This is a genomic window from Serratia sp. CY71090 (assembly GCF_052166845.1).
Classification (GTDB): Bacteria; Pseudomonadota; Gammaproteobacteria; order Enterobacterales; family Enterobacteriaceae; genus Serratia; species Serratia nematodiphila.
In genome coordinates, this window is sequence record NZ_JBJNOA010000012.1 from 154,041 (window position 1) to 178,284 (window position 24,244).

25 protein-coding genes are annotated in these 24,244 nt (G+C 61.4%); 17 read left to right on the forward strand and 8 right to left on the reverse strand.

The window, feature by feature from the left end:
- The first annotated feature begins 125 nt into the window (after positions 1 to 125).
- Positions 126 to 1,811: a sensor histidine kinase gene (locus ACJ8OK_RS20480; protein WP_004930349.1), complete on the forward strand. Its 1,686-nt coding sequence runs from the start codon at positions 126 to 128 to the stop codon at positions 1,809 to 1,811.
- Entirely contained in the window at positions 1,811 to 2,536 is a 726-nt protein-coding gene (gene btsR, locus ACJ8OK_RS20485; RefSeq protein WP_004930351.1) for a two-component system response regulator BtsR, read from the forward strand. The genes ACJ8OK_RS20480 and btsR overlap by 1 nt, the downstream gene beginning before the upstream one ends.
- On the opposite strand, the gene ACJ8OK_RS20490 is transcribed toward btsR, so the two are convergent.
- Together ACJ8OK_RS20490 and ACJ8OK_RS20495 are read right to left on the reverse strand one after the other, a co-directional pair.
- Positions 2,537 to 2,815 (reverse strand): type II toxin-antitoxin system RelE/ParE family toxin, encoded by a 279-nt coding sequence (locus ACJ8OK_RS20490; RefSeq protein WP_033631928.1) that lies wholly within the window; start codon positions 2,813 to 2,815, stop codon positions 2,537 to 2,539.
- 17 nt (positions 2,816 to 2,832) lie between these two features.
- Entirely contained in the window at positions 2,833 to 3,102 is a 270-nt protein-coding gene (locus ACJ8OK_RS20495; RefSeq protein ID WP_004930356.1) for a hypothetical protein, read from the reverse strand.
- A 211-nt stretch (positions 3,103 to 3,313) separates the two neighbouring features.
- Between ACJ8OK_RS20495 and ACJ8OK_RS20500 the strand changes: the two genes are divergently transcribed.
- The 3 genes from ACJ8OK_RS20500 to argD all read left to right on the forward strand — a co-directional run bounded on the left by ACJ8OK_RS20500 (position 3,314) and on the right by argD (position 6,837).
- Positions 3,314 to 4,840: a helicase HerA-like domain-containing protein gene (locus ACJ8OK_RS20500; protein WP_004930359.1), complete on the forward strand. Its 1,527-nt coding sequence runs from the start codon at positions 3,314 to 3,316 to the stop codon at positions 4,838 to 4,840.
- Between the two features lie 72 nt (positions 4,841 to 4,912).
- Positions 4,913 to 5,488 carry an aminodeoxychorismate synthase component II gene (locus tag ACJ8OK_RS20505; protein WP_076741292.1) on the forward strand — a complete coding sequence of 192 codons (576 nt, stop codon included), beginning with the start codon at positions 4,913 to 4,915 and terminating at the stop codon, positions 5,486 to 5,488.
- A gap of 131 nt (positions 5,489 to 5,619) precedes the next feature.
- Positions 5,620 to 6,837: a bifunctional acetylornithine/succinyldiaminopimelate transaminase gene (gene argD / locus ACJ8OK_RS20510; RefSeq protein ID WP_033631933.1), complete on the forward strand. Its 1,218-nt coding sequence runs from the start codon at positions 5,620 to 5,622 to the stop codon at positions 6,835 to 6,837.
- Positions 6,838 to 6,877: 40 nt separating this feature from the next.
- On the opposite strand, the gene ACJ8OK_RS20515 is transcribed toward argD, so the two are convergent.
- Both ACJ8OK_RS20515 and crp read right to left on the reverse strand, forming a co-directional pair.
- Positions 6,878 to 8,956, reverse strand: a complete 2,079-nt coding sequence (locus ACJ8OK_RS20515) for a YccS/YhfK family putative transporter (protein WP_033631934.1) — start codon at positions 8,954 to 8,956, stop codon at positions 6,878 to 6,880.
- Between the two features lie 50 nt (positions 8,957 to 9,006).
- Complete coding sequence (crp, locus tag ACJ8OK_RS20520; RefSeq protein WP_004090925.1) at positions 9,007 to 9,639, reverse strand: cAMP-activated global transcriptional regulator CRP; 633 nt, start codon at positions 9,637 to 9,639, stop codon at positions 9,007 to 9,009.
- Positions 9,640 to 10,021: 382 nt separating this feature from the next.
- Between crp and ACJ8OK_RS20525 the strand changes: the two genes are divergently transcribed.
- Positions 10,022 to 10,429 (forward strand): OsmC family protein, encoded by a 408-nt coding sequence (locus ACJ8OK_RS20525; RefSeq protein ID WP_004930372.1) that lies wholly within the window; start codon positions 10,022 to 10,024, stop codon positions 10,427 to 10,429.
- A gap of 37 nt (positions 10,430 to 10,466) precedes the next feature.
- Here ACJ8OK_RS20525 and ACJ8OK_RS20530 read toward each other — a convergent pair whose 3' ends face one another.
- The 3 genes from ACJ8OK_RS20530 to ACJ8OK_RS20540 form a co-directional block, all read right to left on the reverse strand.
- Positions 10,467 to 11,336 (reverse strand): phosphoribulokinase, encoded by an 870-nt coding sequence (locus tag ACJ8OK_RS20530; RefSeq protein ID WP_004930374.1) that lies wholly within the window; start codon positions 11,334 to 11,336, stop codon positions 10,467 to 10,469.
- A gap of 151 nt (positions 11,337 to 11,487) precedes the next feature.
- The gene (locus tag ACJ8OK_RS20535; protein ID WP_004930376.1) at positions 11,488 to 11,721 is read right to left on the reverse strand and encodes a YheU family protein; all 234 of its coding nucleotides are present in this window, start codon (positions 11,719 to 11,721) and stop codon (positions 11,488 to 11,490) included.
- A complete protein-coding gene (locus ACJ8OK_RS20540; RefSeq protein WP_015379282.1) occupies positions 11,718 to 12,698 on the reverse strand; it encodes a hydrolase in 981 nt (326 codons plus the stop codon). Before ACJ8OK_RS20540 ends, ACJ8OK_RS20535 begins: the two co-directional genes overlap by 4 nt.
- 118 nt (positions 12,699 to 12,816) lie before the next feature.
- Here ACJ8OK_RS20540 and ACJ8OK_RS20545 point away from each other — a divergent pair, with 118 nt between their 5' ends.
- The 6 genes from ACJ8OK_RS20545 (at position 12,817) to tauD (ending at position 17,777) form a co-directional block, all read left to right on the forward strand.
- Entirely contained in the window at positions 12,817 to 13,419 is a 603-nt protein-coding gene (locus tag ACJ8OK_RS20545) for a LysE family translocator (RefSeq protein WP_015379281.1), read from the forward strand.
- 10 nt (positions 13,420 to 13,429) lie between these two features.
- On the forward strand, positions 13,430 to 14,212 hold the full coding sequence (locus ACJ8OK_RS20550; RefSeq protein ID WP_442530926.1) for a PhzF family phenazine biosynthesis protein: 783 nt from the start codon (positions 13,430 to 13,432) through the stop codon (positions 14,210 to 14,212).
- A gap of 114 nt (positions 14,213 to 14,326) precedes the next feature.
- On the forward strand, positions 14,327 to 15,322 hold the full coding sequence (tauA, locus tag ACJ8OK_RS20555) for a taurine ABC transporter substrate-binding protein (RefSeq protein WP_004930383.1): 996 nt from the start codon (positions 14,327 to 14,329) through the stop codon (positions 15,320 to 15,322).
- A gap of 9 nt (positions 15,323 to 15,331) precedes the next feature.
- Complete coding sequence (tauB, locus tag ACJ8OK_RS20560) at positions 15,332 to 16,099, forward strand: taurine ABC transporter ATP-binding subunit (protein WP_004930385.1); 768 nt, start codon at positions 15,332 to 15,334, stop codon at positions 16,097 to 16,099.
- Positions 16,096 to 16,932 carry a taurine ABC transporter permease TauC gene (gene tauC / locus ACJ8OK_RS20565; protein WP_033631937.1) on the forward strand — a complete coding sequence of 279 codons (837 nt, stop codon included), beginning with the start codon at positions 16,096 to 16,098 and terminating at the stop codon, positions 16,930 to 16,932. The genes tauB and tauC overlap by 4 nt, the downstream gene beginning before the upstream one ends.
- Positions 16,929 to 17,777, forward strand: coding sequence for a taurine dioxygenase (gene tauD, locus ACJ8OK_RS20570; protein WP_004930389.1), 849 nt, complete (start codon positions 16,929 to 16,931; stop codon positions 17,775 to 17,777). The genes tauC and tauD overlap by 4 nt, the downstream gene beginning before the upstream one ends.
- Positions 17,778 to 17,780: 3 nt before the next feature.
- Here the strand turns inward: tauD and ACJ8OK_RS20575 are convergent, their stop codons facing one another.
- Positions 17,781 to 19,694, reverse strand: a complete 1,914-nt coding sequence (locus ACJ8OK_RS20575) for an ABC transporter ATP-binding protein (protein WP_015379276.1) — start codon at positions 19,692 to 19,694, stop codon at positions 17,781 to 17,783.
- Positions 19,695 to 19,823: 129 nt separating this feature from the next.
- Between ACJ8OK_RS20575 and kefG the strand changes: the two genes are divergently transcribed.
- The 5 genes from kefG (at position 19,824) to ACJ8OK_RS20600 (ending at position 24,225) form a co-directional block, all read left to right on the forward strand.
- A complete protein-coding gene (kefG, locus tag ACJ8OK_RS20580) occupies positions 19,824 to 20,375 on the forward strand; it encodes a glutathione-regulated potassium-efflux system ancillary protein KefG (protein ID WP_033633564.1) in 552 nt (183 codons plus the stop codon).
- Between the two features lie 2 nt (positions 20,376 to 20,377).
- Positions 20,378 to 22,186 (forward strand): glutathione-regulated potassium-efflux system protein KefB, encoded by a 1,809-nt coding sequence (gene kefB / locus ACJ8OK_RS20585; protein ID WP_166730404.1) that lies wholly within the window; start codon positions 20,378 to 20,380, stop codon positions 22,184 to 22,186.
- Between the two features lie 14 nt (positions 22,187 to 22,200).
- Entirely contained in the window at positions 22,201 to 22,404 is a 204-nt protein-coding gene (locus tag ACJ8OK_RS20590; protein ID WP_015379274.1) for a YheV family putative zinc ribbon protein, read from the forward strand.
- A gap of 112 nt (positions 22,405 to 22,516) precedes the next feature.
- Positions 22,517 to 23,104, forward strand: coding sequence for a peptidylprolyl isomerase (slyD, locus tag ACJ8OK_RS20595; protein WP_004930407.1), 588 nt, complete (start codon positions 22,517 to 22,519; stop codon positions 23,102 to 23,104).
- A 92-nt stretch (positions 23,105 to 23,196) separates the two neighbouring features.
- Positions 23,197 to 24,225 carry a LacI family DNA-binding transcriptional regulator gene (locus ACJ8OK_RS20600; protein ID WP_015379273.1) on the forward strand — a complete coding sequence of 343 codons (1,029 nt, stop codon included), beginning with the start codon at positions 23,197 to 23,199 and terminating at the stop codon, positions 24,223 to 24,225.
- The last annotated feature ends 19 nt before the right edge of the window (positions 24,226 to 24,244 follow it).

Consider the following 24,244-nt stretch of genomic DNA (forward strand, 5'->3'; position numbering starts at 1 on the left):
GTCCTTCCTCCCGAAGCCTTGCCTTCATCACTGTTTTCTCCCGCGCCCCATGCTCTAATCGGCAGACAATAACCAGACCGGAAATCCGGCGTTCGCCCCTTGTTGTCTCTGGATGAGTTGCTGCCATGTATGAATTTAACCAGGTGCTGTTGCTGTTGCAGCAGATGTGCGTCTATCTCGTTATCGCCTATCTGCTGAGCAAAACCCCGCTGTTCATTCCGCTGATGCAGGTGACCATTCGCTTGCCGCACAAGCTGCTGTGCTACGTGATCTTCTCGGTGTTCTGCATCATGGGCACCTACTTCGGGCTGCATATTCAGGATTCGATCGCCAACACCCGTGCGATAGGCGCGGTCCTGGGCGGGCTGCTGGGTGGGCCGTCGGTGGGCTTTCTGGTCGGGCTGACCGGCGGTCTGCACCGGTATACGCTCGGCGGCATGACCGACGTGGCCTGCGCGATCTCCACGGTATCGGAAGGGCTGGTCGGCGGCATCGTACACAGCATCGCCATGCGCCGGGGGCGCATCGAGCTGCTGTTCAATCCGCTGTTCGTCGGCGGCGTGGCGCTGGTGGCGGAAGTGCTGCAGATGGCGATCATTCTGGCGGTGGCGCGCCCTTATAACGAGGCGTTGCAGCTGGTGGAACACATCGCGCTGCCGATGATGATCGCCAATACCGTCGGCGCGGCGATGTTTATGCAAATCCTGCTGGACAGGCGCGCGATGTTCGAGAAATACACCAGCGCTTTCTCTTCCAAGGCGTTGAAGATCGCCGAGCGCACCGAGGGCATCCTGCGGCAGGGCTTTGATCAGGAAAACAGCATGAAGGTCGCCCGGGTGATTTATCAGGAGCTGGGCATCGGCGCGGTGGCGATCACCGATCGCGACAAGCTGCTGGCGTTTATCGGCATCGGCGACGATCACCACCTGCCGGGCACGCCGATCGCCTCGGTGCATTCGCATCGCGCCATCGACAACAACGAGGTGGTGTACGCCGACGGCAATCAGCTCTCTTACTGCTGCTCGATCAATCCGGCCTGCAAGCTGGGATCGACGCTGGTGATCCCGCTGCGCGGCGAAAACCAGCGGGTCATCGGTACCATCAAGCTGTATGAACCGAAAAGCCAGCTGTTCAGCACCATCAACCGTACGCTGGGCGAAGGCATCGCCAGCCTGCTGTCGGCGCAGATCATGGCCGGACAGTACGAGCGCCACAAGCAGCTGCTGGCGCAGTCGGAGATCAAGCTGCTGCATGCGCAGGTCAATCCGCATTTCCTGTTCAATGCCTTGAATACCCTGGTGGCGGTGATCCGCCGCGATGGCGAGCGCGCCTGCGATCTGGTGCAGTCCCTCTCGACCTTCTTTCGTAAAAACCTCAAACGTTCGGATGACGAAGTCAGCCTGGCGGACGAAATTGAACATGTGAACGCCTACCTGCAGATAGAGAAAGCGCGCTTCGCCGATCGGCTGGAGATTGCGGTATCGCTGCCGGAGGCGCTGCTGGCGGCGCGGCTGCCGGCGTTTTCGCTGCAGCCGATCGTCGAGAATGCCATCAAGCATGGCACCTCGCATCTGTTGGGCGTGGGCCGTATCGAAATCGGCGCCTGCTGCGAAGGCGAGCATCTGCTGTTGCAGGTGACGGACAACGCCGGGCTGTTCCAGCCGAAACCGAACTGCAGCGGGCTGGGGATGAACCTGGTGGATAAACGCATTCGCGTGCGCTACGGCGAAGGCTATGGCGTGCAGGTGGATTGCCGACCGGACGCCTACACCCGCATTACGCTTAATGTCCCTATGGAGAGGGCAGCCTGATGTTAAACGCACTGATTGTTGACGATGAACCTTCCGCGCGCGACAACCTGCGCCATCTGTTGGAGGCCGAGGCGGGGATCTCGATTATCGGCGAGTGCGCCAACGCCATCGAAGCCATCAGCCAGATCCATCGGCTGCAGCCGGACGTGGTGTTTCTCGATATCCAGATGCCACGCATCAGCGGGCTGGAAATGGTCGGCATGCTGGATCCCAACCGTATGCCGCACATCGTGTTTCTGACCGCCTACGACGAATACGCGGTGCAGGCATTCGAGGAGCACGCCTTCGATTATCTGCTGAAGCCGGCGGAGCCGACGCGGCTGAGCAAGACGCTGCAACGTCTGCGGCAGCGCAGTGCGCCGCAAGACGTGACGGCGCTGGATGAGAGCGCCGGCTACCTGAAATACATTCCCTGCACCGGCCACAGCCGCATCTATCTGCTGCGGTTCGATGAAGTGCTGGCGATCCGTTCCAAGCTGAGTGGGGTATTCGTGGTGCGCAGCGACGGCATGGAGTGTTTCACCGAATTGACGCTGCGCACGCTGGAAAGCCGTACGCCGCTGGTGCGCTGCCATCGGCAGTATCTGGTCAACCTGGAGCAGGTGCGCGAGATCCGCTTCGAAGAGGGCGGTGCGGCAGAGATGATCATGTCCGCCGGCGATCCGGTGCCGGTCAGCCGGCGCTATTTGAAAGCGCTGAAGGAGCAACTGGGGCTGCGGGGGTGACTATGCCGGCGGCCACCGGCGGCGAGTATGCACGATGGCCAATATGATGACGCGTTGAGCCGCCCATTCATAGACCAACAGATAGGACGGGGAGATGACCAGCTCGCGCGTGCCGGCTATCCGACCCGTTTTCCCGCTGGTAGGATGATGCACGAGGCGTGCCGCCGCGTCAGCGATTTTTGCATCATTTTCTGCGGCGGCGGCCGGATTTTTAAGTTCCAACCATTCATAAATCGCCAGACGATCGGCGATGGCGGGTACCGTCCATGTCAGTTTCACAAAAGTCCTTTTGTGTTTTATTGCGTTGATTTAGCTCTGCGTTCGGCGAAATAAGCAGCCACCTCTTCATCGTCGGCGAACTTGCCTTCACGCAACGCCTTGCGGCTCACCTCGACCTTTTCCTTTAACCACTGGTCGTACTCTTCCTGCTGCGCCTGGCGGCTGACAAACTCGCGCATGAAATCGCGCAGCAGTTGCGAAGCCGTGCGATCGGCGGCCTTTGCCGCGCTGGCGAAAGCGGTTTTTAACTCGTCATCCACGCGGATTACCACGGTAGATTCAGACATGGTATTTACCTCGTATATACAGCGTAATGCTCACTATAACACTGGTGCTTTATTGTTCAAGCAAAGACGCTCTGACGCTAAGCACAATCTGAATTCATCAGGCCCCGACGGCGCCCTTTTTGTTTGTCCTTGACGGGGTTACGCGGCGCTTATAGCTTTATTGCATCAACAGGCGCGTTTCGCGCTGCGGTCAGCGTCAAAGGAACAGAAAATGAGTGAACCACGGATTATCGCCAAGGCGATGAAAGACGGAAAACCGGAACAGGATCTGGTGATTTTGCCGGCGTTGGCCAACCGCCACGGCTTGATCACCGGGGCAACCGGCACCGGCAAGACGGTGACGCTGCAGAAAATGGCCGAACAGTTCTCACGCATCGGCGTGCCGGTGTTCCTGTCGGATGTGAAGGGCGATCTGTCCGGCATCGGCGCCGAGGGCGTGCCTTCCGAAAAACTGCAGGCGCGCCTGGCGGCGATTGGCGTCACCGACTGGCAACCGCAGGCCTGCACCATTATCCCGTGGGATATTTACGGTGAAAAGGGTCACCCGATCCGCGCCACCATTTCCGATCTCGGGCCGCTGCTGCTGGGGCGCCTGTTGGATCTGAACGAGGTGCAAAGCGGCGTGCTGCAGCTTGTGTTCAAAATCGCCGATGACAATGCGCTGCTGCTGCTGGACATGAAAGACCTGCGCGCCATGGTGCAGTTCGTCGGCGACAACGCCAAACAATTCCAAACCCAGTACGGCAATATCTCAGCCGCCTCTATCGGCGCCATTCAGCGCGGGTTGTTGACGCTGGAAGAGCAGGGGGCCAACCAGTTCTTCGGCGAGCCGATGCTGGACATCAACGATCTGATGAAAACCGACGCCAACGGCCACGGCGTGATCAATCTGCTGGCGGCGGACAAGCTGATCAATCAGCCGAAGCTGTATTCGGTGTTCCTGCTGTGGCTGCTGGCCGAGCTGTTTGAGCACCTGCCGGAAGTGGGCGACCCTGAACAGCCGAAGCTGGTGTTCTTCTTCGATGAGGCGCACCTGCTGTTCAACGATGCGCCGGCGGCGCTGCTGACCAAGATTGAACAGGTGGTGCGTCTGATCCGCTCCAAAGGCGTCGGCATTTACTTCGTCACCCAGAACCCGCTGGACATCCCGGACAGCGTGCTGGGCCAGTTGGGCAACCGCGTGCAGCATGCGCTGCGCGCCTTTACCCCGCGCGATCAGAAGGCGGTGAAGACGGCGGCGCAAACCCTGCGCGCCAACCCGGCCTTCGATGCCGAAACGGCGATCACCGAGCTGGGCGTGGGCGAAGCGCTGGTGTCATTCCTCGACGAAAAGGGCCGGCCGAACGTGGTGGAGCGGGCGATGGTCATCGCGCCGGAATCCAAGATGGGCATGCTCGGCGCGGAAGGGCTGAACAGCGCGATTAACAAGTCGCCGCTGTATGGCCGCTATGAAGACATGATTGACCGCGAGTCCGCCTACGAGAAGCTGTCGTCGGGCGGTTTCGCCACCATCGGCACCCCGCAGCAGGGGCAACAACCGCAGACGCAACAGCAACAACAGCAGGCGGGCGGCGGCCTGATGGATGGTTTGAACGAGCTGTTGTTCGGTTCCACCGGCCCGCGCGGCGGCAAGCGCGACGGCATCGTCCAGACCGCCGCCAAGAGCATGGCGCGCGATCTCGGCCGCCAGATCCTGCGCGGCGTGCTGGGCTCGATCACCGGCGGCCGTAAAAAGTAAGCGGAAATTATCGTCGGCAGCGGCGGGTTAAATCAGTAAACTATGGCGGCGTTTTTCTCTGCCGGACCTGACATGCTGCTGCTGATCGATAACTACGACTCCTTTACCTATAACCTTTACCAGTACTTCTGCGAGTTGGGCGCCGAGGTGGTGGTGAAGCGCAACGATGAGCTGCAGCTGGCCGATATCGAGCGGCTGGCGCCGCAGCATCTGGTGATTTCCCCCGGCCCCTGCACCCCGAACGAAGCGGGTATCTCGCTGGCCGCCATTCGTCATTTCGCCGGCAAACTGCCGATCCTTGGCGTGTGCCTGGGGCACCAGGCGCTGGGGCAGGCGTTCGGCGCCGAGGTGGTGCGCGCCCGCGCGGTGATGCACGGCAAAACTTCGGCCATTCGCCATCTGGGCGTCGGCGTGTTTCGCGGCCTGAACGATCCGCTGACCGTGACCCGCTATCACTCGCTGGTGCTGAAAGCCGATACGCTGCCGGACTGTTTTGAAGTGACCGCCTGGAGCGAACGCGACGGCGTGCGCGACGAGATCATGGGCATCCGCCACCGCACTTTGGCGTTGGAAGGGGTGCAGTTCCATCCGGAAAGCGTGCTCAGCGAGCAGGGCCATCAGCTGCTGGATAACTTCCTCAACCGTTAATCCCGATGCGTTTTTTTCGCTCGTCAGGCGTTTTGCGTTTGCGCTTGATTGGTTTTTTATGCATATTTCGTGATTATGTTTTCAATCTAACATTACGATAGCGCTGAAAAACCTTCAGGGTGGAGCCGAAAATGACTGAAAAATCCGCAGTGAGCCGCAGCACCTTTGACCAGGTGATCCTGCCTGTTTATGCACCGGCCCAGTTTGTGCCGGTGCGCGGCCAAGGCAGCCGGGTCTGGGATCAGCAGGGAAAAGAGTACATCGATTTTTCCGGCGGCATCGCGGTGACGGCGCTGGGGCACTGCCATCCGGCGCTGGTCGAGGCGCTCAAACGTCAGGGTGAGACTCTGTGGCATACCAGCAACGTCTTTACCAATGAACCGGCGCTGCGCCTGGCGAGCAAACTGATCGACGCCACCTTCGCCGATCGGGTGTTCTTCGCCAACTCCGGCGCAGAGGCCAACGAAGCGGCGTTCAAACTGGCGCGTCATTACGCCATCACCCGCCACAGCCCCTATAAAACCAAAATCATCGCTTTCTATAACGCGTTCCACGGCCGCACGCTGTTCACCGTGTCGGTGGGCGGGCAGGCCAAATATTCCGACGGGTTCGGGCCGAAGCCGGCCGACATCGTGCACGTGCCGTTCAACGATCTGGCGGCGGTGAAAGCGGTGATGGACGACCACACCTGCGCGGTGGTGATGGAGCCGATTCAGGGCGAGGGCGGCATTACGCCGGTCGACGCCGGCTTCCTCAAAGGCGTGCGCAAACTGTGCGACCAACATCAGGCGCTGCTGGTGTTCGACGAAGTGCAAAGCGGCATGGGGCGCAGCGGCAAGCTGTTCGCCTATATGCATTATGGCGTGACGCCGGACATTCTCACCACCGCCAAGGCGCTGGGCGGCGGCTTCCCGGTGAGCGCCATGCTGACCACCGAAGAGATTGCGTCGGTGATGCAGGTGGGCACCCACGGCACTACCTACGGCGGCAACCCGCTGGCCTGCGCGGTGGCGGAGGCGGCGTTGGATGTGATCAATACGCCGGAAGTGCTGAGCGGCATCGAACAGCGCCACGCGCTGTATGTGCAGGCTTTGCAGGATATCGGCGATAAATACGGTATTTTCACCGCCATTCGCGGCATGGGGTTACTGCTCGGCGCCGAGCTGACGCCGCATTATCACGGCAGAGCGCGCGATTTCCTCACCGCCGCCGCCGCGCGTGGGCTGATGATCCTCAATGCCGGGCCGAACGTGATCCGTTTCGCGCCGTCGCTGGTGGTGGAGCTGCAGGACATCGAGGCTGGCATGGTGCTGTTCGAGCTGGCGGTGCAGGATGTGATCAACGCCTGAAGCCCGTGCGGCGAATAACGGGGCGCGGCATGCCGCGCCCTTATTGATCGCGCAGTTTGCGCTTGAGCCAGATGCCGTGGTGCGGGCGCTGGCGCCAGGCCAGCGACGAAATGGTGTGCATCACGCTCAGGTGCGACAAAATGCGCCGCAAATGACGTTCCATCTCGGTGACGGGCATGTCCGGATGCAGATCCGGCGGCTGCATGATGCCGCTGTTGTCACTGCTCGGGCCGTCGTATTCCAACCGCTGCTGGCAGCTTTGCAGCGCAATTTCACAGGTTTGCAGATAGGCTTGCGCCAGTTTCGGCGTCAGCATGTAGTGCTCGCGCGCCAAAATGGTCATGGCGTTCAGGTGTTCGACGATGAACTGGCTGTGCGTGACCCACAGCCGCATGTCCGCCAGATAATTCGACGCGAACCCCGGCTCCTGCATCGCCTGATTGAGCGAGGTGAACAGCGCGTTGTGCGCCTGGTTGACCTGCATGCGGGTATAGGCCAACGCGGTGGCATCCGGTTCCGGCTGCTTCAGCATCAGCCGCAGCGCGGCTTGATCGTTCTCCAGCGCCTGATGGGCATTCTTGCGCAGCAGCCCGCTTTGCCACTGCGGCCACAGCCAAATGGTGCCGCCGAACGCCAGCACGCAGCCTATCAGCGTATCGATCAGACGAGGCACCAAAAAATGCGAGCCGTTCAGCGCCAGCAGCTGCAGGGTGTAAACCGCCGTGACCGTAAAGCCAATCACCGACAGCCCGTAGTTCTTGCGCGAAACCAGGTAGGCCAGCAGCGTGATCACCAGCATGATGCTCAGCGTTTCTCCTTCCGGCAGCTGCAGCTGCAACAGACCGGCCGCCAGCAATAGCCCGGCAATCGTGCCCAGCGCACGGTGCTGAATACGCACCCGGGTGGCGTTATACCCGTTTTGGCTCACCAGCATGATGGTGAGCAGGATCCAGTAAGGCTTCGGCAGGTTGAAGACCGCACCCAGGCTGCTGCCGACCGCCAGCGTCACCCCCAGCCGCGCGGCGTTGCGCAGGGCGGTGGATTTGAACGACAGGTAGCTGGCCAGCGCCGGCCAAAACGGCAGGCGGTGCTGGCCGGGCATCAGATCGCGGCGATACAGCGGATGCTGGGTGCGCAGCAGGCGGGCGATGCGGCTGAAGTGGTAATAACAAAACTGGCCGACCGGGTTATCGGGATGCTGCGCCGCCATTTTTTCCAGCGCCGCCAGTTCGTGGCTCATGGAGAAGCGCTTCGAATGTTGATGGTAGAGAATATCGTGCGCCACCACGCGCAGCCGGCCGGCGATCACCTGAGCGTTGCGGCGAATGATCGCTTCGGCCTGGCTCTGCTCCACCAGTTTTTGCACTTCCTCCGGCAGATGCAGGCTGACGGTGATGTGCTCCTGCAGATCCATCGCTACCTGAAAGGCGCGCTGCAGGCGCTTTTGTTCGAGGTTGTTGGCATGCGGCAGGAAATTGAGCTGTTGGTATAAAAGGCTGATCAGATCCATCACCTTTTGTTGGCGTACCAGCAGCGGCGGCAGCGCGGTTTGCGGATCGGTGTGCTGGGTCAGCAACGAGTATTTGGCTTCGAAATAGTCCGCCAGCTCCAGATAGAGCTGGCTGAGCGTCTCGCGCATTGGCTGTTCTTTCCACAGCTTGAACCAGAACCAGGTGAATAAGCCGTACCAGACGGTGCCGATCGCGTACAGCAGCGGCGCCTGCCAGAGGGGGACCGTGCCGGCCGTGCTGAGGGCGAAAATGGCGGCCACCAGCGCCGCCGGCAACAGCCGGGCGTGCAGCGGGCTGATTTCGCCGGTGACGCCGAGCAGCAGCGCCAGGCCCAGCATCAGCGCCGGCAGCGGCACGTGCCACAGCAGTGCCTGTTGCAGCAGCACGCTGCTGAAGGCGAACAGCGAGCCGCCGACGATCAGCCGTTTAAAGAAGCGCTTATGCGGCGTGTCCAGACCGGCGATATTGCAGCAGGCGGGCACCAGAGAGAACATCAGGCCGAGCTGCAGCTGGCCTATTAACAAGCCGAACAGCACCGGCAGGCACAACACCAGCGTTTGTCGCAGTGCGTAGTTGATTTCCGGGTGGTAGATCAGGCGGCGCCACATGGCAGAGAGCAGATAAAAAAACGGCGCAGACTGCGCCGTTTCTTCGGGGATTAACGGGTGCCGTAGACGACAATGGTTTTGCCGTGGGCGGAAATCAGGTTTTGATCTTCCAGCATTTTCAGAATACGGCCAACGGTTTCACGCGAGCAGCCGACGATCTGGCCGATCTCCTGACGGGTGATCTTGATCTGCATGCCGTCCGGGTGAGTCATGGCGTCAGGTTGCTTCGCCAGATTCAGCAGGGTTTGCGCGATGCGGCCGGTCACGTCCAGGAAGGCGAGGTTGCCCACTTTTTCGGAGGTGACCTGCAGGCGGCTCGCCATTTGGGCGGACAGACGCATCAGGATGTCCGGGTTCACCTGGATCAGCTGGCGGAATTTCTTGTAGGAAATTTCGGCCACTTCACAGGCGGTTTTCGCGCGAACCCAGGCGCTGCGCTCCTGGCCTTCTTCGAACAATCCGAGCTCGCCGATGAAATCCCCCTGGTTGAGGTAGGACAGGATCATCTCTTTACCTTCTTCATCCTTGATCAGCACCGCGACGGAGCCTTTCACGATGTAGTAAAGCGTTTCGGCCTTTTCACCTTGGTGAATCAGCGTACTCTTCGATGGATATTTGTGGATATGGCAATGAGACAGGAACCATTCGAGAGTAGGGTCTGTTTGCGGTTTGCCGAGAACCATTCGCTGTTATCCTCTGTTGTTATCGCTGCCTTGTGTCACAGGGGTCAGAGTTCCCTGTAAAACCCGCCTGTAGCCGCAGTCATGAGCGAGGGCTACCGGCAAGTTTTGAGGCGTGTCATAAAAATACGCTGTCGCTCTAGCATATTAACTTGCCGTAAGCGCTGCAAGCTACATTCTGTTAACATACCGGTAAAGGAGCCTTTCTCTGGGCGTTTCCCTGAAATTCAGTGTCCCGGAAAGATTTATTGCGGCTCTGTTTGTAGCACAGAGTAAGGCGGGTGTCTCGTGTTGTCTCGCTTCAGCATGATTAGCATCAGGTTACGTTGCCTGTTTCTATGCGAAAGCGTACTCTGATTTTAAGAAATCAACCGGAGTGACCAGAATGCAGGCAAGAGTTAAGTGGGTGGAAGGGTTAACGTTTTTGGGTGAATCGGCCTCCGGCCACCAGGTGCTGATGGACGGCAACGCCGGTGATAAAGCGCCCAGCCCGATGGAGATGGTGCTGATGTCGGTGGGCGGCTGCAGCGCGATCGACGTGGTATCCATTCTGCAAAAGGGGCGCAACGACGTGCGTGACTGCGAGGTGAAGCTGACCTCCGAGCGCCGCGAAGAAGCCCCGCGGTTGTTCACCCATATCAACCTGCACTTCATCGTGACCGGCCAGGATCTGACCGACAAGATCGTCGAACGTGCGGTGAACCTGTCGGCGGAGAAATACTGTTCGGTGGCGCTGATGCTCAACAAGGCCGCCACGGTAACCCACAGCTTCGAGATCCGCCAACCGGCGTAATTGAGGCGGAGCGCGGCCGGCGCCGCGCTCAACGCATTTATTCGATCTTCTTGCCTTCCAGCAACCGTTGCACCAGCGGCGCCATGATCAGCTCCATCGCCAGCCCCATTTTGCCGCCCGGCACCACTAACGTATTGATGTGCGAGATAAACGATCCCTGCAGCATCGCCAGCAAGTAGGGGAAGTCGATCTGGTCCAGGCCGCGGAAGTGGATCACCACGAAGCTTTCATCCAGTGAGGGAATGGCCTTGGCGGCGAACGGGTTGGAGGTGTCCACCGTCGGCACGCGCTGGAAGTTGATGTGGGTGCGCGAGAATTGCGGCGTAATGTAGTTGATGTAGTCTTCCATCGAGCGCACCACCGAATCCATCACCGCTTCGCGGGAATGGCCGCGTTCGCCGGTATCGCGGATCAGCTTCTGGATCCATTCCAGGTTGACGATCGGCACCACGCCGACCAGCAGATCGACGTGTTTGGCCACGTCATGGTGCTCGGTGACCACGCCGCCGTGCAGCCCCTCGTAGAACAGCACGTCGGTCGGCGCCGGCAGCGGCTCCCACGGGGTGAAGGTGCCCGGCACCTGATTGTAGGGCACCGCTTCGTCGTAGGTGTGCAGATACTTGCGCGAACGGCCGGTGCCGTTTTTGCCGTAGTCGATAAAGCTCTGCTGCAGCAGGCCGAAGTCGTTGGCCTCGGGGCCGAAATAGCTGATGTGTCTGCCCAGATCGCGCGCCTTGCGGATCGCCGCGTCCATTTCCGGCCGGGTATAGCGGTGGAAGCTGTCGCCCTCCAGTTCGGCGGCGCGGATATTGAGCTGCTGGAAGATTTTACGGAACGCCACGCTGGTGGTGGTGGTGCCGGCGCCGCTGGAACCGGTCACCGCGATAACGGGATGTTTGGCAGACATGATGGTTGTCACTCCGTGTTGAATGCGCCGGCGTCAGGGGATTATTGTGGCTCTTGTTGACGCTCTCTATGTCAGGAAAAAATGGTGCGCGCTGGTTTGCAATGTCCCATTGTTACCTGATTTTTTCCGTCAGTCATAGAACCGGGCGCCACTAAATTTCTTCCTGCCCGGCGCGGAATTGGCCGCGCGGCATGATGTTGACGCTCTCATGCAGTTCCGACCACACCAGCACCACTTCGCCGTTTTTCAGCTGGCGGCGCACGTCCTCCACCTTCTGCTCCAGCGAGCGTTCGTGTTCGCCGTAATCGGTGCCTTCGCGCAGCACAAAGGATTCGATCAGGCTGTTCAGGGTGTCGGTTGCCAGTTCTTGCCAGGGAATAATCACGTCGGAATGTCCAGATAAGGGGAAAGCCAGGCCGGAATGCGATGCTCCAGCCACATGTGCGGTTTTTTCAGCGTGCCGCCGACGAAGCCGACGTGGCCGCCGAACTCAGTCAGCTGATATTCGATATTGCGCGGCAGGCCGGCGACGTCGGGGATCACCTCAGGGGTCATGAAAGGGTCGTCCTTCGCATGGATGATCAGCAGCGGCGTCTGGATAGACGGCAACAGCGGCAGGGCGCTGCAGCGGCGATAATAGTCGGTGGCGTCGCTGAAGCCGTGAATGCGCGAGGTGATGGCGTCGTCGAATTCGCGGATGCGTCGCAACCCGTTCAGCTGTGACAGTTTGAGCGGCAGAGTGTCCGGGTAGTGCAACAGCTTGCGGGTGGCGTTTTGTTTCAGCTGCCCCAGCAGGTAGCGCTGATAAACGCGGGAGAAGCCTTGCTCCATGCGGTAGGCGCAGGGTTCCAGCATCAGCGGCGCCGAGACCACCACCGCCGCCTGCAGCAGGCTGTCGGCGCCTTGTTGCGCCAGATAGCAGGCCAGCATGTTGCCGCCGAGCGAAACGCCTACCGCCGCGGTCGGCACCTCGCCGTAGCTATCGCGCAGCCAGCGCAGAAAGAAGCGCGCGTCTTCGGTTTCACCGGAGTGGTAGATACGCTGCTTGCGGTTGGGCACGCCGCTGCAGCCGCGAAAGTGCATCACCACGCCGAGCCAGCCGCGCTCGCGCCAGGCGTTGAGCAGGCCATGCGCGTAGGGGCTGTAGAAGCTGCCTTCCAGGCCATGAAACAGCACCGCGCGCGGCTTGTCGCGCGCCTGCGCCGGATCCTCGCTCCAGGCGAGATCGACGAAATCGCCGTCGGGCAATTCCAGCCGTTGCCAATGCGGTTTCAATAACACGCGGCGGCGCACCAGCCGCGGCAACAGCGTTTGCAGGTGCGGGTTACTGGCCCCTGTCAGAGGGCGAAAGGTGTTAGGCATAGGCTGAGTAAAATGTTGTGGGCGGCTATTGTGAGATCCCTAGCGCACTGTTAGCTTCAATACCAAGAATTATCAATGATACTGCAAAAAAGCGCCTTGGGTGAGGAGCACCCGTGCCATGGAACCGAGTTTATTCCTTTCGATGCTGGGCTTCCTGTGGGTCGCCGCCATCACGCCTGGCCCCAATAATCTGCTGCTGACCACCTCCGGCGCTAACTTCGGCTTTATGCGATCGCTGTGGCTGATGGTCGGCATCATGCTCGGCATGCAAAGCATCTTGCTGCTGGTGGCGTTCGGCGTCGGCAGCCTGATCCTGGTCTACCCGTCGCTGCACCTGATCCTGAAAATCCTCGGCAGCCTGTACCTGCTGTGGCTGGCGTGGAAAGTCGCCACCGCCGCCTATGAAAAGCTGGAAACCGACGTGGCGCCACCGCAGCCGGTGCGGCTGTATCAGGGCTGGCTGCTGCAGTTCCTCAACCCGAAAGCCTGGCTGATGGCGCTTGGGGCGGTGGCGAGCTTCAGCCTGGCGGGCGATAAGTACAACGGTTCCATTGCGGCGATCGCGCTGGGCATTGTGGTGGTGAACATCGTCGCCGGCATTATCTGGCTGGCGTTCGGCACCCTGATTGGCCGCCTGCTGCGCAGTAAAAAGGCCTGGGTTATCTTCAACGTTTCCATGGGGTTGTTGACTGCAGCCTGTGTGTTACTGATCTGGCATTAAGGAGTGAACGATGGCGGAAAACTATTATCACGTGGTCGCCTTTACCGGCGAAGGGTTGCGCGGCAACCCGGCCGGGGTCTGCCTGCTGACGCAGCCGCTGCCGGCGGAGCGGCTGCAGGCGATCGCTAACGAGATCGGCCTGTCGGAGACCAGCTTTGTCTGGGATGACGGCGACATGACCGCCATCCGCTGGTTTACCCCGGAACGCGAGGTCGATCTTTGCGGCCACGGCACCCTGGCGGCGGCGCATGTGATGTTCAGCGCGGTTAACCCGGCGCTGAAGGATATTCGCTTCAGATCGGCCGGCGGCGAGCTGTTCGTCAAGCGCGATGAGCGGGACGGGGAGCGGCTGGTGCTTGATTTCCCCGCCAGGCCGCCGCAGAAAGTCGCCGAACCGGCGGGCCTCGCGGCGCTGCTGGGCGTGCAGCCGCAGGAAGTGTGGCAGGCGAAAGCGCTGCTGGTGGTGCTTGAAAACGAGGCGCAGGTGCGCGCGCTGCGGCCGGACATCCCGGCGCTGATCGCATTGGCCGGCCGCGCGGTGATCGTCACCGCGCCGGGTGACACCGTGGACTTCGTTTCGCGCTATTTCACGCTCGACGGCGGTGAAGACCCGGTCACCGGCTCCGCGCACTGCACGCTGATGCCCTACTGGGCGGCGCGTCTCGGCCGCCATCGGTTGCACGCCCGGCAGATTTCGGCGCGTGGCGGCGAGCTGTTCTGCGAACTGCAAGGGGACCGCACGCTGCTGGGCGGCTACGCTCACGTGTTCTTGCGCGGGACGATCGCGCTGTGATCCGTTTTAATATTACCTAAGGTAATAAAGAAGACTTTTTTATTCTTTTATCGCCCGTCATCGCTCAGATAAAACTGTCAGCAACTGAACAGATTTTTATCAACGGAGCGGAACATGGCGGGCAAACTCTTTTCTTTACGCAACGCGGCGCTGCTGGCGTTGTCGCTCAGCGCGGCCAGCGCCTACGCGGTGGACGTGACCGTGGCGTACCAGACGTCGGCGGAGCCGGCCAAGGTGGCGCAGGCGGAAAACAGCTTCGCCAAACAGTCCGGCGCGACCGTCGACTGGCGTAAGTTCGACAGCGGTTCCAGCGTGCTGCGCGCGCTGGCCTCCGGCGATGTGCAGATCGGCAATATCGGCTCCAGCCCACTGGCGGTGGCCGCCAGCCAAAAACTCCCCATCGAAGTGTTCCTCATCGCCTCGCAGCTCGGCAGCTCCGAAGCGCTGGTGGTGAAAAATGACATCAAAAGCCCGCAGGATCTGATCGGCAAACGCATTGCGGTGCCGTTTATTTCCACCACCCATTACAGCCTGCTGGCCTCGCTCAAACATTGGGGCATCAAGCCTGAACAGGTGAAGATCCTCAATCTGCAGCCGCCGGCCATCGCCGCCGCCTGGCAGCGCGGCGACATCGACGGCGCTTACGTCTGGGCGCCGGTGGTCAACGAACTGGCCAAACAGGGCAAGGTGCTGACCGACTCCGCGCAGGTGGGCGAATGGGGTTCACCGACGCTGGACGTGTGGGTGGTGCGCAAAGACTTCGCAGAGAAACATCCCGACGTAGTAACCGCCTTTGCCGCCAGCGCCCTGCAGGCGCAAAAGGCCTACCTGGCGGCACCGGAACAGTGGCTTAAAGATCCGAGCCATCTCAGCACGCTGGCGCGCCTGAGCGGCGTGCCGGAAGCGCAGGTGCCGGAACTGGTGAAGGGGAACCGTTATCTGCCGGTGGCCGATCAGGTCGCCCAACTCGGCCAGCCGGTGGACAAGGCAATCCGCGATACCGCCGAATTCCTCAAGCAGCAGGGCAAGATCCCGCAGGTCGACAGCGACTACAGCGCTTACGTCACCGACCGTTTTGTGAAACAGGTGCAGGCTGCGCCGCAGTCGTAAGGAAGCAGGATGCTAAACGTCAATCATCTTTCAGCAGAGTATCAGGGGCGGCCCGCGCTGCGTGACGTGTCGTTCCAGATCGCCGCCGGGCAACTGGTGGTGGTGCTCGGCCCATCGGGCTGCGGCAAGACCACGCTGCTGAATTTGATCGCCGGGTTTATCGAGCCTTCAGCTGGCAGCATCACGCTGGATGGAACGCCCGTTCACGGCCCGGGCGCCGAACGGGGCGTGGTGTTCCAGCATGAGGGCTTACTGCCGTGGCGTAACGTGGTGGACAACGTTGAGTTCGGCCTGCAGCTGGCCGGCATCGGCAAGGCGCAGCGCCGCCAGGTGGCGGAGCAGATGCTGCAGCGCGTGGGGCTGGCAGGCTATGAACAGCACTTCATCTGGCAGCTTTCCGGCGGCATGCGCCAACGCGTCGGCATTGCCCGCGCCCTGGCCGCCGATCCGCGTCTGCTGTTGCTGGATGAGCCGTTCGGTGCGTTGGACGCGTTCACGCGCGAGCAGATGCAGGAGTTGTTGTTGACCATCTGGCGAGATACCGGCAAACAGGTGCTGCTGATCACCCACGATATCGAAGAGGCGGTGTTCCTCGCCAGTGAACTGTTACTGCTGTCGCCGGGGCCGGGGCAGGTGGTGGAGCGGCTGTCGCTGAACTTCGGCCAGCGCTATGCCGACGGCGAAGCCTGCCGCGCCATCAAGTCCGATCCTGAATTTATCGCGCAGCGCGAATACGTGCTGGGCAAAGTTTTCCAACAGCGCGAGGCCTTGCTATGAGCCTGCATTCCACTCTGAAGGCCGCGGCGCAGCCGCAGGGCAAAGCGGCGCGCCGTTTCAGCGTGCCGCGCAACGTTTGGTTGAGCGGCGCCACGTTGTTGACGGTGTTGATCGTCTGGTGGGGCGTGACGGCGCTGCAGCTGATCAGCCCGCTGTTTTTGCCGGCGCCGCAGCAGGTGCTGCATCAGTTGATCACCATCGCCAGCCCGCAAGGCTTTATGGACGCCACGCTATGGCAGCATCTGGCGGCCAGCCTGGGGCGTATTTTGGTGGCGCTGCTGGCGGCGGTGATCGTCGGCATTCCGGTGGGCATCGCCATGGGGCTGAACGACACGGTGCGCGGCATCCTCGATCCGCTGATTGAGATCTATCGTCCGGTGCCGCCGCTGGCCTATCTGCCGCTGATGGTGATTTGGTTCGGCATCGGCGAGACCTCGAAAATCTTGCTGATTTATCTGGCGATCTTCGCGCCGGTGACGCTCTCCGCCGTGGCCGGCGTGCGCAGCGTGGCACAGGTACGAGTGCGCGCCGCCCGCGCGTTGGGCGCCACGCGTTGGCAGGTGCTGCGTTTCGTGGTGCTACCGAGCGCGCTGCCGGAGATCCTGACCGGCATTCGCATCGGGCTGGGCGTCGGCTGGTCGACGCTGGTGGCCGCCGAACTGATCGCCGCCACGCGCGGCCTGGGATTTATGGTGCAATCCGCCGGTGAGTTTTTGGCGACCGACGTGGTGTTGGCCGGCATCGGCGTGATTGCGGTGATTGCATTTGGGTTGGAGCTGGGGCTGCGCGCCCTGCAGCGCCGATTGACCCCGTGGCATGGAGTACAGCAATGAACGAACGTCTGAATATCACCCCGCTGGGGCCTTACATCGGGGCGCTGGTGGAAAACGTCGAATTGGCCCGGCCGTTGGGCGACGGCCAGTTTGAACAGCTTTATCATGCGTTGCTCAAGCATCAGGTGCTGTTCTTCCGCAACCAGCCGATCACGCCGTTGCAGCAGCGCGATCTGGCCGGGCGCTTCGGCGATCTGCATATCCATCCGGTCTATCCGCACGCCACCGACGTGGAAGAGATCATCGTGCTCGATACTCACGACGACAATCCGCCGGACAACGACAACTGGCACACCGACGTGACCTTTATCGAGAACCCGCCGCTGGGCGCGATCCTGGCGGCCAAGACCTTGCCTGCCACCGGCGGCGATACGCTGTGGGCCAGCGGCATCGCGGCCTACGAAGCGCTGTCGGCGCCGTTCAGAACGCTGCTCGCGGGGTTGCGCGCAGAGCATGACTTCACCAAGTCGTTCCCGGAGCACAAGCATCGCGGTAGCGAAGAAGAACACCAGCGCTGGCAACTGGCGGTGCAGAAAAACCCGCCGCTGCTGCATCCGGTGGTGCGCACTCACCCGGTCAGCGGCCGACAGGCGCTGTTCGTCAATGAAGGGTTCACCACGCGGATCGTGGATGTGGCGCCGAAGGAGAGCGATGCTTTACTGAATTTCCTGTTCGCTCACATCACTAAGCCGGAGTTTCAGGTGCGCTGGCGCTGGCAGGAAAATGACGTGGCGATCTGGGATAACCGCGTGACGCAGCACTACGCCAACGCGGATTATCTGCCGCAGCGGCGCATCATGCACCGCGCGACCATTCTGGGGGATAAACCTTTTTACAAGGCCTGAGGCTTAGGCTTCGAACGCCTGCGTTAACTGCTCCAGCTGTTCCTGCGCATCCAGCCAGGTCATTTCCGTCTCTTCCAGCGCGGATTTGGCCTGGCTTTGCTTTTGCAGGCAGTCGGTCAACTCGGCCTTGCGGCTGATGTCGTACAGCGCGGGATCCGCCAGCTGTTCCTCCACCGCCGCCAGTTCGGCGCCCAGTTTTTCCATCTGCTGTTCCAGCTTGGCGATCTGCTTGCGCAGCGGTTGGGTTTGCGTACGGAACTCCGCCTCGCGGCGTTTTTGATCCTTGCGCGCCTGCGCGCTGTTGCCGCCGCTCTCTTTTTCCGGCGCGTCCTGCTGGCTTTCCTGGCGCTGCAGGTCGACAAGCCACTGCTGATAATCGTCGAGATCGCCCTCGAAAGGCTCGACCTGGCCATCGTGCACCAGGTACAGATCGTCGGTGGTGGAGCGCAGCAGGTGACGGTCGTGGGATACCACCACCAACGCGCCTTCGAAATCGATCAGCGCCTCGGTCAGCGCCTGACGCATGTCGAGATCCAGGTGGTTGGTCGGTTCATCGAGCAGCAGCAGGTTCGGGCGCTGCCAGACGATCAGCGCCAGCACCAGCCGCGCCTTCTCGCCGCCGGAGAAACGCTCGGTCATTTCGCTGACCTTGTCGCCCTGGAAGCCGAAACCGCCCAGATAGTCGCGCAGCTGCTGCTCCAGCACCCTTGGGGCGATGCGGCTCAGGTGCTGCAGCGGCGATTCGTCGGCGCGCAAAAATTCCAGCTGATGCTGGGCGAAGTAACCCAGCTTGATGCCTTTCGCCAGGCCGATCTCGCCGCTCAGCGGCTCCAGGGTGCCGGCCAGCAGTTTGATCAGCGTCGATTTCCCGGCGCCGTTGCGGCCGAGCAGGCCAATGCGCGAGCCGGGCACCAGGTTCAGCTTGATTGACTTCAGGATCACTTTATCGCCATACCCGGCGCTGACTTTTTCCATGCGCAGCAGCGGGTTCGGCAGGCTTTCCGGCGGGCGGAAGCTGAAGGTGAACGGGTTGTCGACGTGCGCCGGGGCTATCAGCTCCATGCGCTCCAGCATCTTGATGCGGCTCTGCGCCTGTTTGGCCTTGGTGGCCTGCGCGCGGAAACGGTCGATATAGCTTTGCAGGTGCGCCACTTTCTCTTGCTGGTGCTGATACAGCGACTGCTGCTGCGCCAGCTTGGTAGCGCGCTGGCGTTCGAACGACGAGTAGTTGCCGGTGTACTCGTTCATCGTCTGCTGTTCGATATGCAGGATCTTGTCGACGATCGGATCGAGGAAGTCGCGGTCGTGCGAGATCAGCACCAGCGTGCCGGGATAGCTTTTCAGCCAGCGCTCCAGCCAGATCACCGCATCGAGATCCAGGTGGTTGGTCGGTTCGTCAAGCAGCAGCAGATCGGAACGGCACACCAGCGCCTGCGCCAGGTTGAGGCGCATGCGCCAGCCGCCGGAAAAGTCGCGCACCGGGCTTTGCAGCTGTTCGTTGGAGAAGCCGAGGCCGTGCAGCAGGCTGGCGGCGCGGGAACGGATGGTCCAGGCGTCGATGGCGTCCAGCTTGCCGTGCAGGGTGGCGATGGCGTGGCCGTCGTTGCGATCGTTGGCCGCCTGCAACTCGGCTTCAAGCTGGCGAAACTCGCGGTCGCCGTCGATAACATACTCGATCGCCGGCACGTCCAGCGCCGGCGTCTCCTGGTTGACCCAGGCCAGCGCCCAGTTGCCGGGGAAGGTGAAGCTGCCGCCGTCCGCCGCGATCTCGCCCTTCAGCAGCGACAGCAGCGTGGATTTGCCGCAGCCGTTTTTGCCCACCAGGCCGACCTTCTGACCGGGATTAACCGTCGCCGTGGCGTTGTCCAGCAGGACGCGAATGCCGCGTCGGATTTGTAGCGAGGAGAATACAATCATAAAGCGCCGTATGTTCAGAGTATGTTAAATTATCATTAAGGTAACAGAACGCGCACCGCGCGCTGTTTTTGTCTTTGCGATGCATGGTAACGGAAAACCGCTACCCTGACGACGCTTTGGAGGGGAATGATGTCGCAGCCGCCCAAGGTCTTGCTGCTGTATGCCCATCCGGAATCCCATGACTCGGTGGCGAACCGGGTTTTGCTTCGACCGGCGCAGCAGTTGGAACATGTCACCGTGCACGATCTCTACGCGCACTATCCTGATTTTTTTATCGATATCCATCACGAACAACAGCTGCTGCGTGAGCATCAGGTCATCGTGTTTCAGCATCCTCTCTATACCTACAGCTGCCCGGCGCTGCTGAAGGAGTGGCTGGATCGCGTGCTGGCGCGCGGCTTCGCCAGCGGCGTGGGCGGCAATGCGCTGGCGGGCAAGTACTGGCGCTCGGTGATCACCACCGGCGAGCCGGAAGGCGCCTACCGTACCGGCGGTTATAACCACTATGCGATGGAAGATATCCTGCGGCCGTTCGAGCTGACCGCCGGGATGTGCCATATGCACTGGTTGACGCCGTTCGTGGTGTATTGGGCGCGGCGGCAAAAGCCGGAGGTGCTGCGCAGCCATGCGGACGCCTACGGGGACTGGCTGAGCCACCCGCTGCCGCACGGAGGACGATGATCATGGAAGGATCGACCTTACTGACCGCCATTTTGCTGTTCCTGTTCGCCGCGGTGGTGACGGTGCCGATCGCCCGTCGTCTGGGGATTGGCGCGGTGCTGGGCTATCTGATCGCCGGCATCGCCATCGGCCCGTGGGGATTGGGCTTCATTCGCGACGTTGACGAGATCCTGCACTTCTCCGAACTGGGCGTGGTGTTCCTGATGTTCATCATCGGCCTGGAGCTGAATCCCAGCAAGCTGTGGGAGCTGCGGCGCTCGATCTTCGGCGCCGGCGCCGGCCAGGTGTTGATCACCGCGGCGGTGCTGGGCGCATTGTTGTACCTGACGCACTTCGCCTGGCAGGCGGCGGTGATCGGCGGTATCGGCCTGGCGATGTCTTCCACCGCCATGGCGCTACAGCTGATGCGCGAAAAGGGCATGAATCGCAACGAAGGCGGGCAGCTGGGTTTCTCGGTGCTGCTGTTCCAGGATATGGCGGTGATCCCGGCGCTGGCGTTGATCCCCATTCTGGCCGGCGCCGGCGGCACCAGCGACGACTGGGCGAAGATCGCGCTCAAGGTGGCGGCGTTCGGCGGCATGCTGATCGGCGGCCGCTTCCTGCTGCGGCCGCTGTTCCGCTATATCGCCGCTTCCGGCGTGCGCGAGATCTTCACTGCCGCGGCGCTGTTGCTGGTGCTCGGCTCGGCGCTGTTTATGGAGACGCTTGGCCTGTCGATGGCGCTCGGCACCTTCATTGCCGGCGTGCTGCTGGCGGAGAGCGAATACCGCCACGAACTGGAGATCTCCATCGAGCCGTTTAAAGGGCTACTGCTGGGGCTGTTCTTTATCTCGGTGGGCATGGTGTTGAATATCGGCGTGCTCTACACCCATCTGGCCGAGGTGTTGATCGGCGTACTGGTGCTGGTGGCGGTGAAATCCGGCGTGCTCTACGGCGTGTCGCGCCTGTTCGGCCTGCGTAGTTCGGTGCGCCTGCAGTTTGCCGGCGTGCTCAGCCAGGGCGGCGAGTTTGCCTTCGTGCTGTTTTCTGCGGCGGGCGCGCAAAAGGTGCTGCAGCCGGATCAACTCTCTTTGCTGCTGGTGGTGGTGACGCTGTCGATGATGACCACACCGCTACTCATGCAGGCCATCGACCGCATTTTGGCGCGCCGCTATAACGCCAAAGGCGAAGACGAGGAGACGCCGTACGTAGAGGACGACGATCCGCAGGTGATCATCGTTGGTTTCGGGCGTTTCGGCCAGGTGATCGGCCGCCTGTTGATGGCCAACAAAATGCGCATTACCGTACTGGAACGCGACGTCAGCGCCGTCGGCGTGCTGCGGCGTTACGGATATCAGGTTTATTACGGCGACGCCACCGAGCTGGAGCTGCTGCGCGCGGCGGGCGCCGAAAAGGCCAAGTCGATCGTGATCACCTGCAATGAGCCGGAAGACACCATGGAGATCGTGCGGCTGTGCCAGCAGCACTTCCCGAATCTGAGTATTCTGGCGCGGGCACGCGGCCGCGTGGAGGCGCATGAGTTGCTGCAGGCGGGCGTGAAACAGTTCAGCCGCGAGACCTTCTCCAGCGCGCTGGAACTGGGGCGCAAGGCGTTGATGGAGTTGGGCATGCACCCGCATCAGGCCTTCCGCGCCCAGCAGCATTTTCGCCGCCTGGATATGCGCATGCTGCGTGAACTGATGCCGCCGCATCAGGGCGACGTGGCGCAAATTTCCCGCGTGAAAGAGGCGCGGCGCGAGCTGGAAGAGCTGTTCCATCGCGAAATGCAAAAAGAAAGTCGCCAGTTTGACGGCTGGGATGAATACGAATAAGCGGGAGCATAACGATGTCTGCAACACGTAAGAGATTTATCGCCGGGGCGGTGTGCCCAAGCTGTAGCGCCATGGATACGCTGGCGGTGTGGCGGGAGGATCAGGTGGAAGTGGTGGAGTGCGTCAAGTGCGGCCATCACCAGCGCCAGACCGAGCAACAGGTGGAAAAACACGTTCGACCGCAAGAGCAGGTGATCGGCATTTTTCAGCCGAAGTAGCGTTTTTTTATCCCGAAGGGTACAGCGAGGCAGATTTCCGTTACAATCTGTCCGGAAAAGGCGCGCATCCCGATAACGGTGCGCGTCCTAGTAGCCAACGGTAGGAGATATCATGAAAGTAGCAAAAGACTTGGTGGTCAGCCTGGCTTACCAAGTACGTACAGAAGACGGTGTTTTGGTTGATGAGTCTCCGGTGAGCGCACCGCTGGACTATCTGCACGGGCATGGTTCTCTGATCGCAGGTCTGGAAAAAGCGCTCGAAGGCCACGACGTTGGCGATCGTTTTGACGTTCACGTCGGCGCGAACGACGCGTACGGCAACTACGACGAAAACCTGGTGCAGCGCGTACCGAAAGACGTCTTCATGGGCGTTGACGAACTGCAGGTCGGCATGCGTTTCCTGGCTGACACCGATCAGGGCCCGGTACCGGTTGAAATCACCGAAGTTGACGGCGACCACGTGGTGGTTGACGGCAACCACATGCTGGCCGGCCAAAACCTGAACTTCAACGTGGAAGTTGTCGCGATCCGCGAAGCGACCGCAGAAGAACTGGCACACGGTCACGTACACGGCGAGCACGACCATCACCACGAACACGGTGAAGGCTGCTGCGGCGGTCACGGCCACAGCCACGATCACGACCATGGTCACGACCACGGTAAAGGCGGTTGCGGTAACGGCGGTTGCGGCTGCCACTAAGCAGAACGCGATCACGAGACAAGAGGGCGGCCATCGGCTGCCCTTTTTTATGCGCGGCGCACCGGGCGCCGAACAGCACGACAGGACATGTCATGGCCACCATGAAAGACGTTGCGCGCCGAGCCGGCGTTTCCACGGCCACCGTCAGCCGGGTGATCAATAATACCGCCTACGTTGAGCCGGTGACCCGCGAACGCGTCGAGAAGGCGATGCGCGAGTTTAACTACCACCGCAACGCCGCCGCGCTGGCGCTGGCGAAAAGAAGCGGCAATATGCTGGGGTTGCTGACCGGCAACCTCGACGATCCGTTTTTTTCACGCCTGGCGCGGGGCGTGGAAGACATCACGCGACAGGCCGGCGTGCGTTTGATGTTGTGCAGCGGCGGGCATCAGGCCGAACTGGAAAAAAGCGGCCTCGACTTTCTCATCAATCAGGGATGCGAAGCCATCGTGGCGCACGTCACGCGCATGGGGGAGGAGGAGCTGCTGCGCTACGCCGCCCACACGCCCGCGCTGGTGCTGATCAACCGTTACCTGCCCGCCATCGCCAACCGTTGCATCTGGCTCGACAACGCCAATGCGGCGCAGACGGCGACCAAGCTGCTCATTCGTCAGGGGCATCGGAGAATCGCCTGCGTGACGACGGATCTGCCGATCGACGACCGCGCGCAGCGGTTAGCGGGTTACCGCCAGGCCATGGCCGCCGGCGGCATTGAGGTGCCCGGCAGCTGGATCATCAGCGTGCCCTTCAATGAAAGAGGGGGCGAACTGGCGGCCGAGCGCGTTCTGGCCAGCGACCAACGCTTCACCGCCGCAGTGACGTTCAACGACGTGATGGCCGCCGGCATGATGCGCACCTGCCACCAACGGCAAGTTCAGTTGCCTGAAGCGCTGTCGATCGTCGGTTTTGACGACATTGCCCTGGCGAAATATCTCCACCCCGCGTTGACCACCGTGCATTACCCCATCGAGAAAATGGCCCGCCGCGCCGCGCGTCTGGCGCTACAAATCCACAGCGGCAGCGACGTCGCGCCGCAGAACAACCGCTTTTCGGCCGAACTTATCCTGCGAGACTCCGTCGCCGATGGTGAGAGGACTGAGCAAAGCAAGCGCGGCGAATGAGAGGCGGCTCACATAACGC

Bases quoted from the DNA above. Each gene is read 5' to 3' on its own strand.
- ACJ8OK_RS20480 (WP_004930349.1), top strand. From the start codon at position 126: ATGTATGAATTTAACCAGGTGCTGTTGCTGTTGCAGCAGATGTGCGTC.
- btsR (WP_004930351.1), top strand. From the start codon at position 1,811: ATGTTAAACGCACTGATTGTTGACGATGAACCTTCCGCGCGCGACAAC.
- ACJ8OK_RS20495 (WP_004930356.1), bottom strand. From the start codon at position 3,102: ATGTCTGAATCTACCGTGGTAATCCGCGTGGATGACGAGTTAAAAACC.
- ACJ8OK_RS20500 (WP_004930359.1), top strand. From the start codon at position 3,314: ATGAGTGAACCACGGATTATCGCCAAGGCGATGAAAGACGGAAAACCG.
- ACJ8OK_RS20505 (WP_076741292.1), top strand. From the start codon at position 4,913: ATGCTGCTGCTGATCGATAACTACGACTCCTTTACCTATAACCTTTAC.
- argD (WP_033631933.1), top strand. From the start codon at position 5,620: ATGACTGAAAAATCCGCAGTGAGCCGCAGCACCTTTGACCAGGTGATC.
- ACJ8OK_RS20515 (WP_033631934.1), bottom strand. From the start codon at position 8,956: ATGTGGCGCCGCCTGATCTACCACCCGGAAATCAACTACGCACTGCGA.
- crp (WP_004090925.1), bottom strand. From the start codon at position 9,639: ATGGTTCTCGGCAAACCGCAAACAGACCCTACTCTCGAATGGTTCCTG.
- ACJ8OK_RS20525 (WP_004930372.1), top strand. From the start codon at position 10,022: ATGCAGGCAAGAGTTAAGTGGGTGGAAGGGTTAACGTTTTTGGGTGAA.
- ACJ8OK_RS20530 (WP_004930374.1), bottom strand. From the start codon at position 11,336: ATGTCTGCCAAACATCCCGTTATCGCGGTGACCGGTTCCAGCGGCGCC.
- ACJ8OK_RS20540 (WP_015379282.1), bottom strand. From the start codon at position 12,698: ATGCCTAACACCTTTCGCCCTCTGACAGGGGCCAGTAACCCGCACCTG.
- ACJ8OK_RS20545 (WP_015379281.1), top strand. From the start codon at position 12,817: ATGGAACCGAGTTTATTCCTTTCGATGCTGGGCTTCCTGTGGGTCGCC.
- ACJ8OK_RS20550 (WP_442530926.1), top strand. From the start codon at position 13,430: ATGGCGGAAAACTATTATCACGTGGTCGCCTTTACCGGCGAAGGGTTG.
- tauA (WP_004930383.1), top strand. From the start codon at position 14,327: ATGGCGGGCAAACTCTTTTCTTTACGCAACGCGGCGCTGCTGGCGTTG.
- tauB (WP_004930385.1), top strand. From the start codon at position 15,332: ATGCTAAACGTCAATCATCTTTCAGCAGAGTATCAGGGGCGGCCCGCG.
- tauC (WP_033631937.1), top strand. From the start codon at position 16,096: ATGAGCCTGCATTCCACTCTGAAGGCCGCGGCGCAGCCGCAGGGCAAA.
- tauD (WP_004930389.1), top strand. From the start codon at position 16,929: ATGAACGAACGTCTGAATATCACCCCGCTGGGGCCTTACATCGGGGCG.
- ACJ8OK_RS20575 (WP_015379276.1), bottom strand. From the start codon at position 19,694: ATGATTGTATTCTCCTCGCTACAAATCCGACGCGGCATTCGCGTCCTG.
- kefG (WP_033633564.1), top strand. From the start codon at position 19,824: ATGTCGCAGCCGCCCAAGGTCTTGCTGCTGTATGCCCATCCGGAATCC.
- kefB (WP_166730404.1), top strand. From the start codon at position 20,378: ATGGAAGGATCGACCTTACTGACCGCCATTTTGCTGTTCCTGTTCGCC.
- ACJ8OK_RS20590 (WP_015379274.1), top strand. From the start codon at position 22,201: ATGTCTGCAACACGTAAGAGATTTATCGCCGGGGCGGTGTGCCCAAGC.
- slyD (WP_004930407.1), top strand. From the start codon at position 22,517: ATGAAAGTAGCAAAAGACTTGGTGGTCAGCCTGGCTTACCAAGTACGT.
- ACJ8OK_RS20600 (WP_015379273.1), top strand. From the start codon at position 23,197: ATGGCCACCATGAAAGACGTTGCGCGCCGAGCCGGCGTTTCCACGGCC.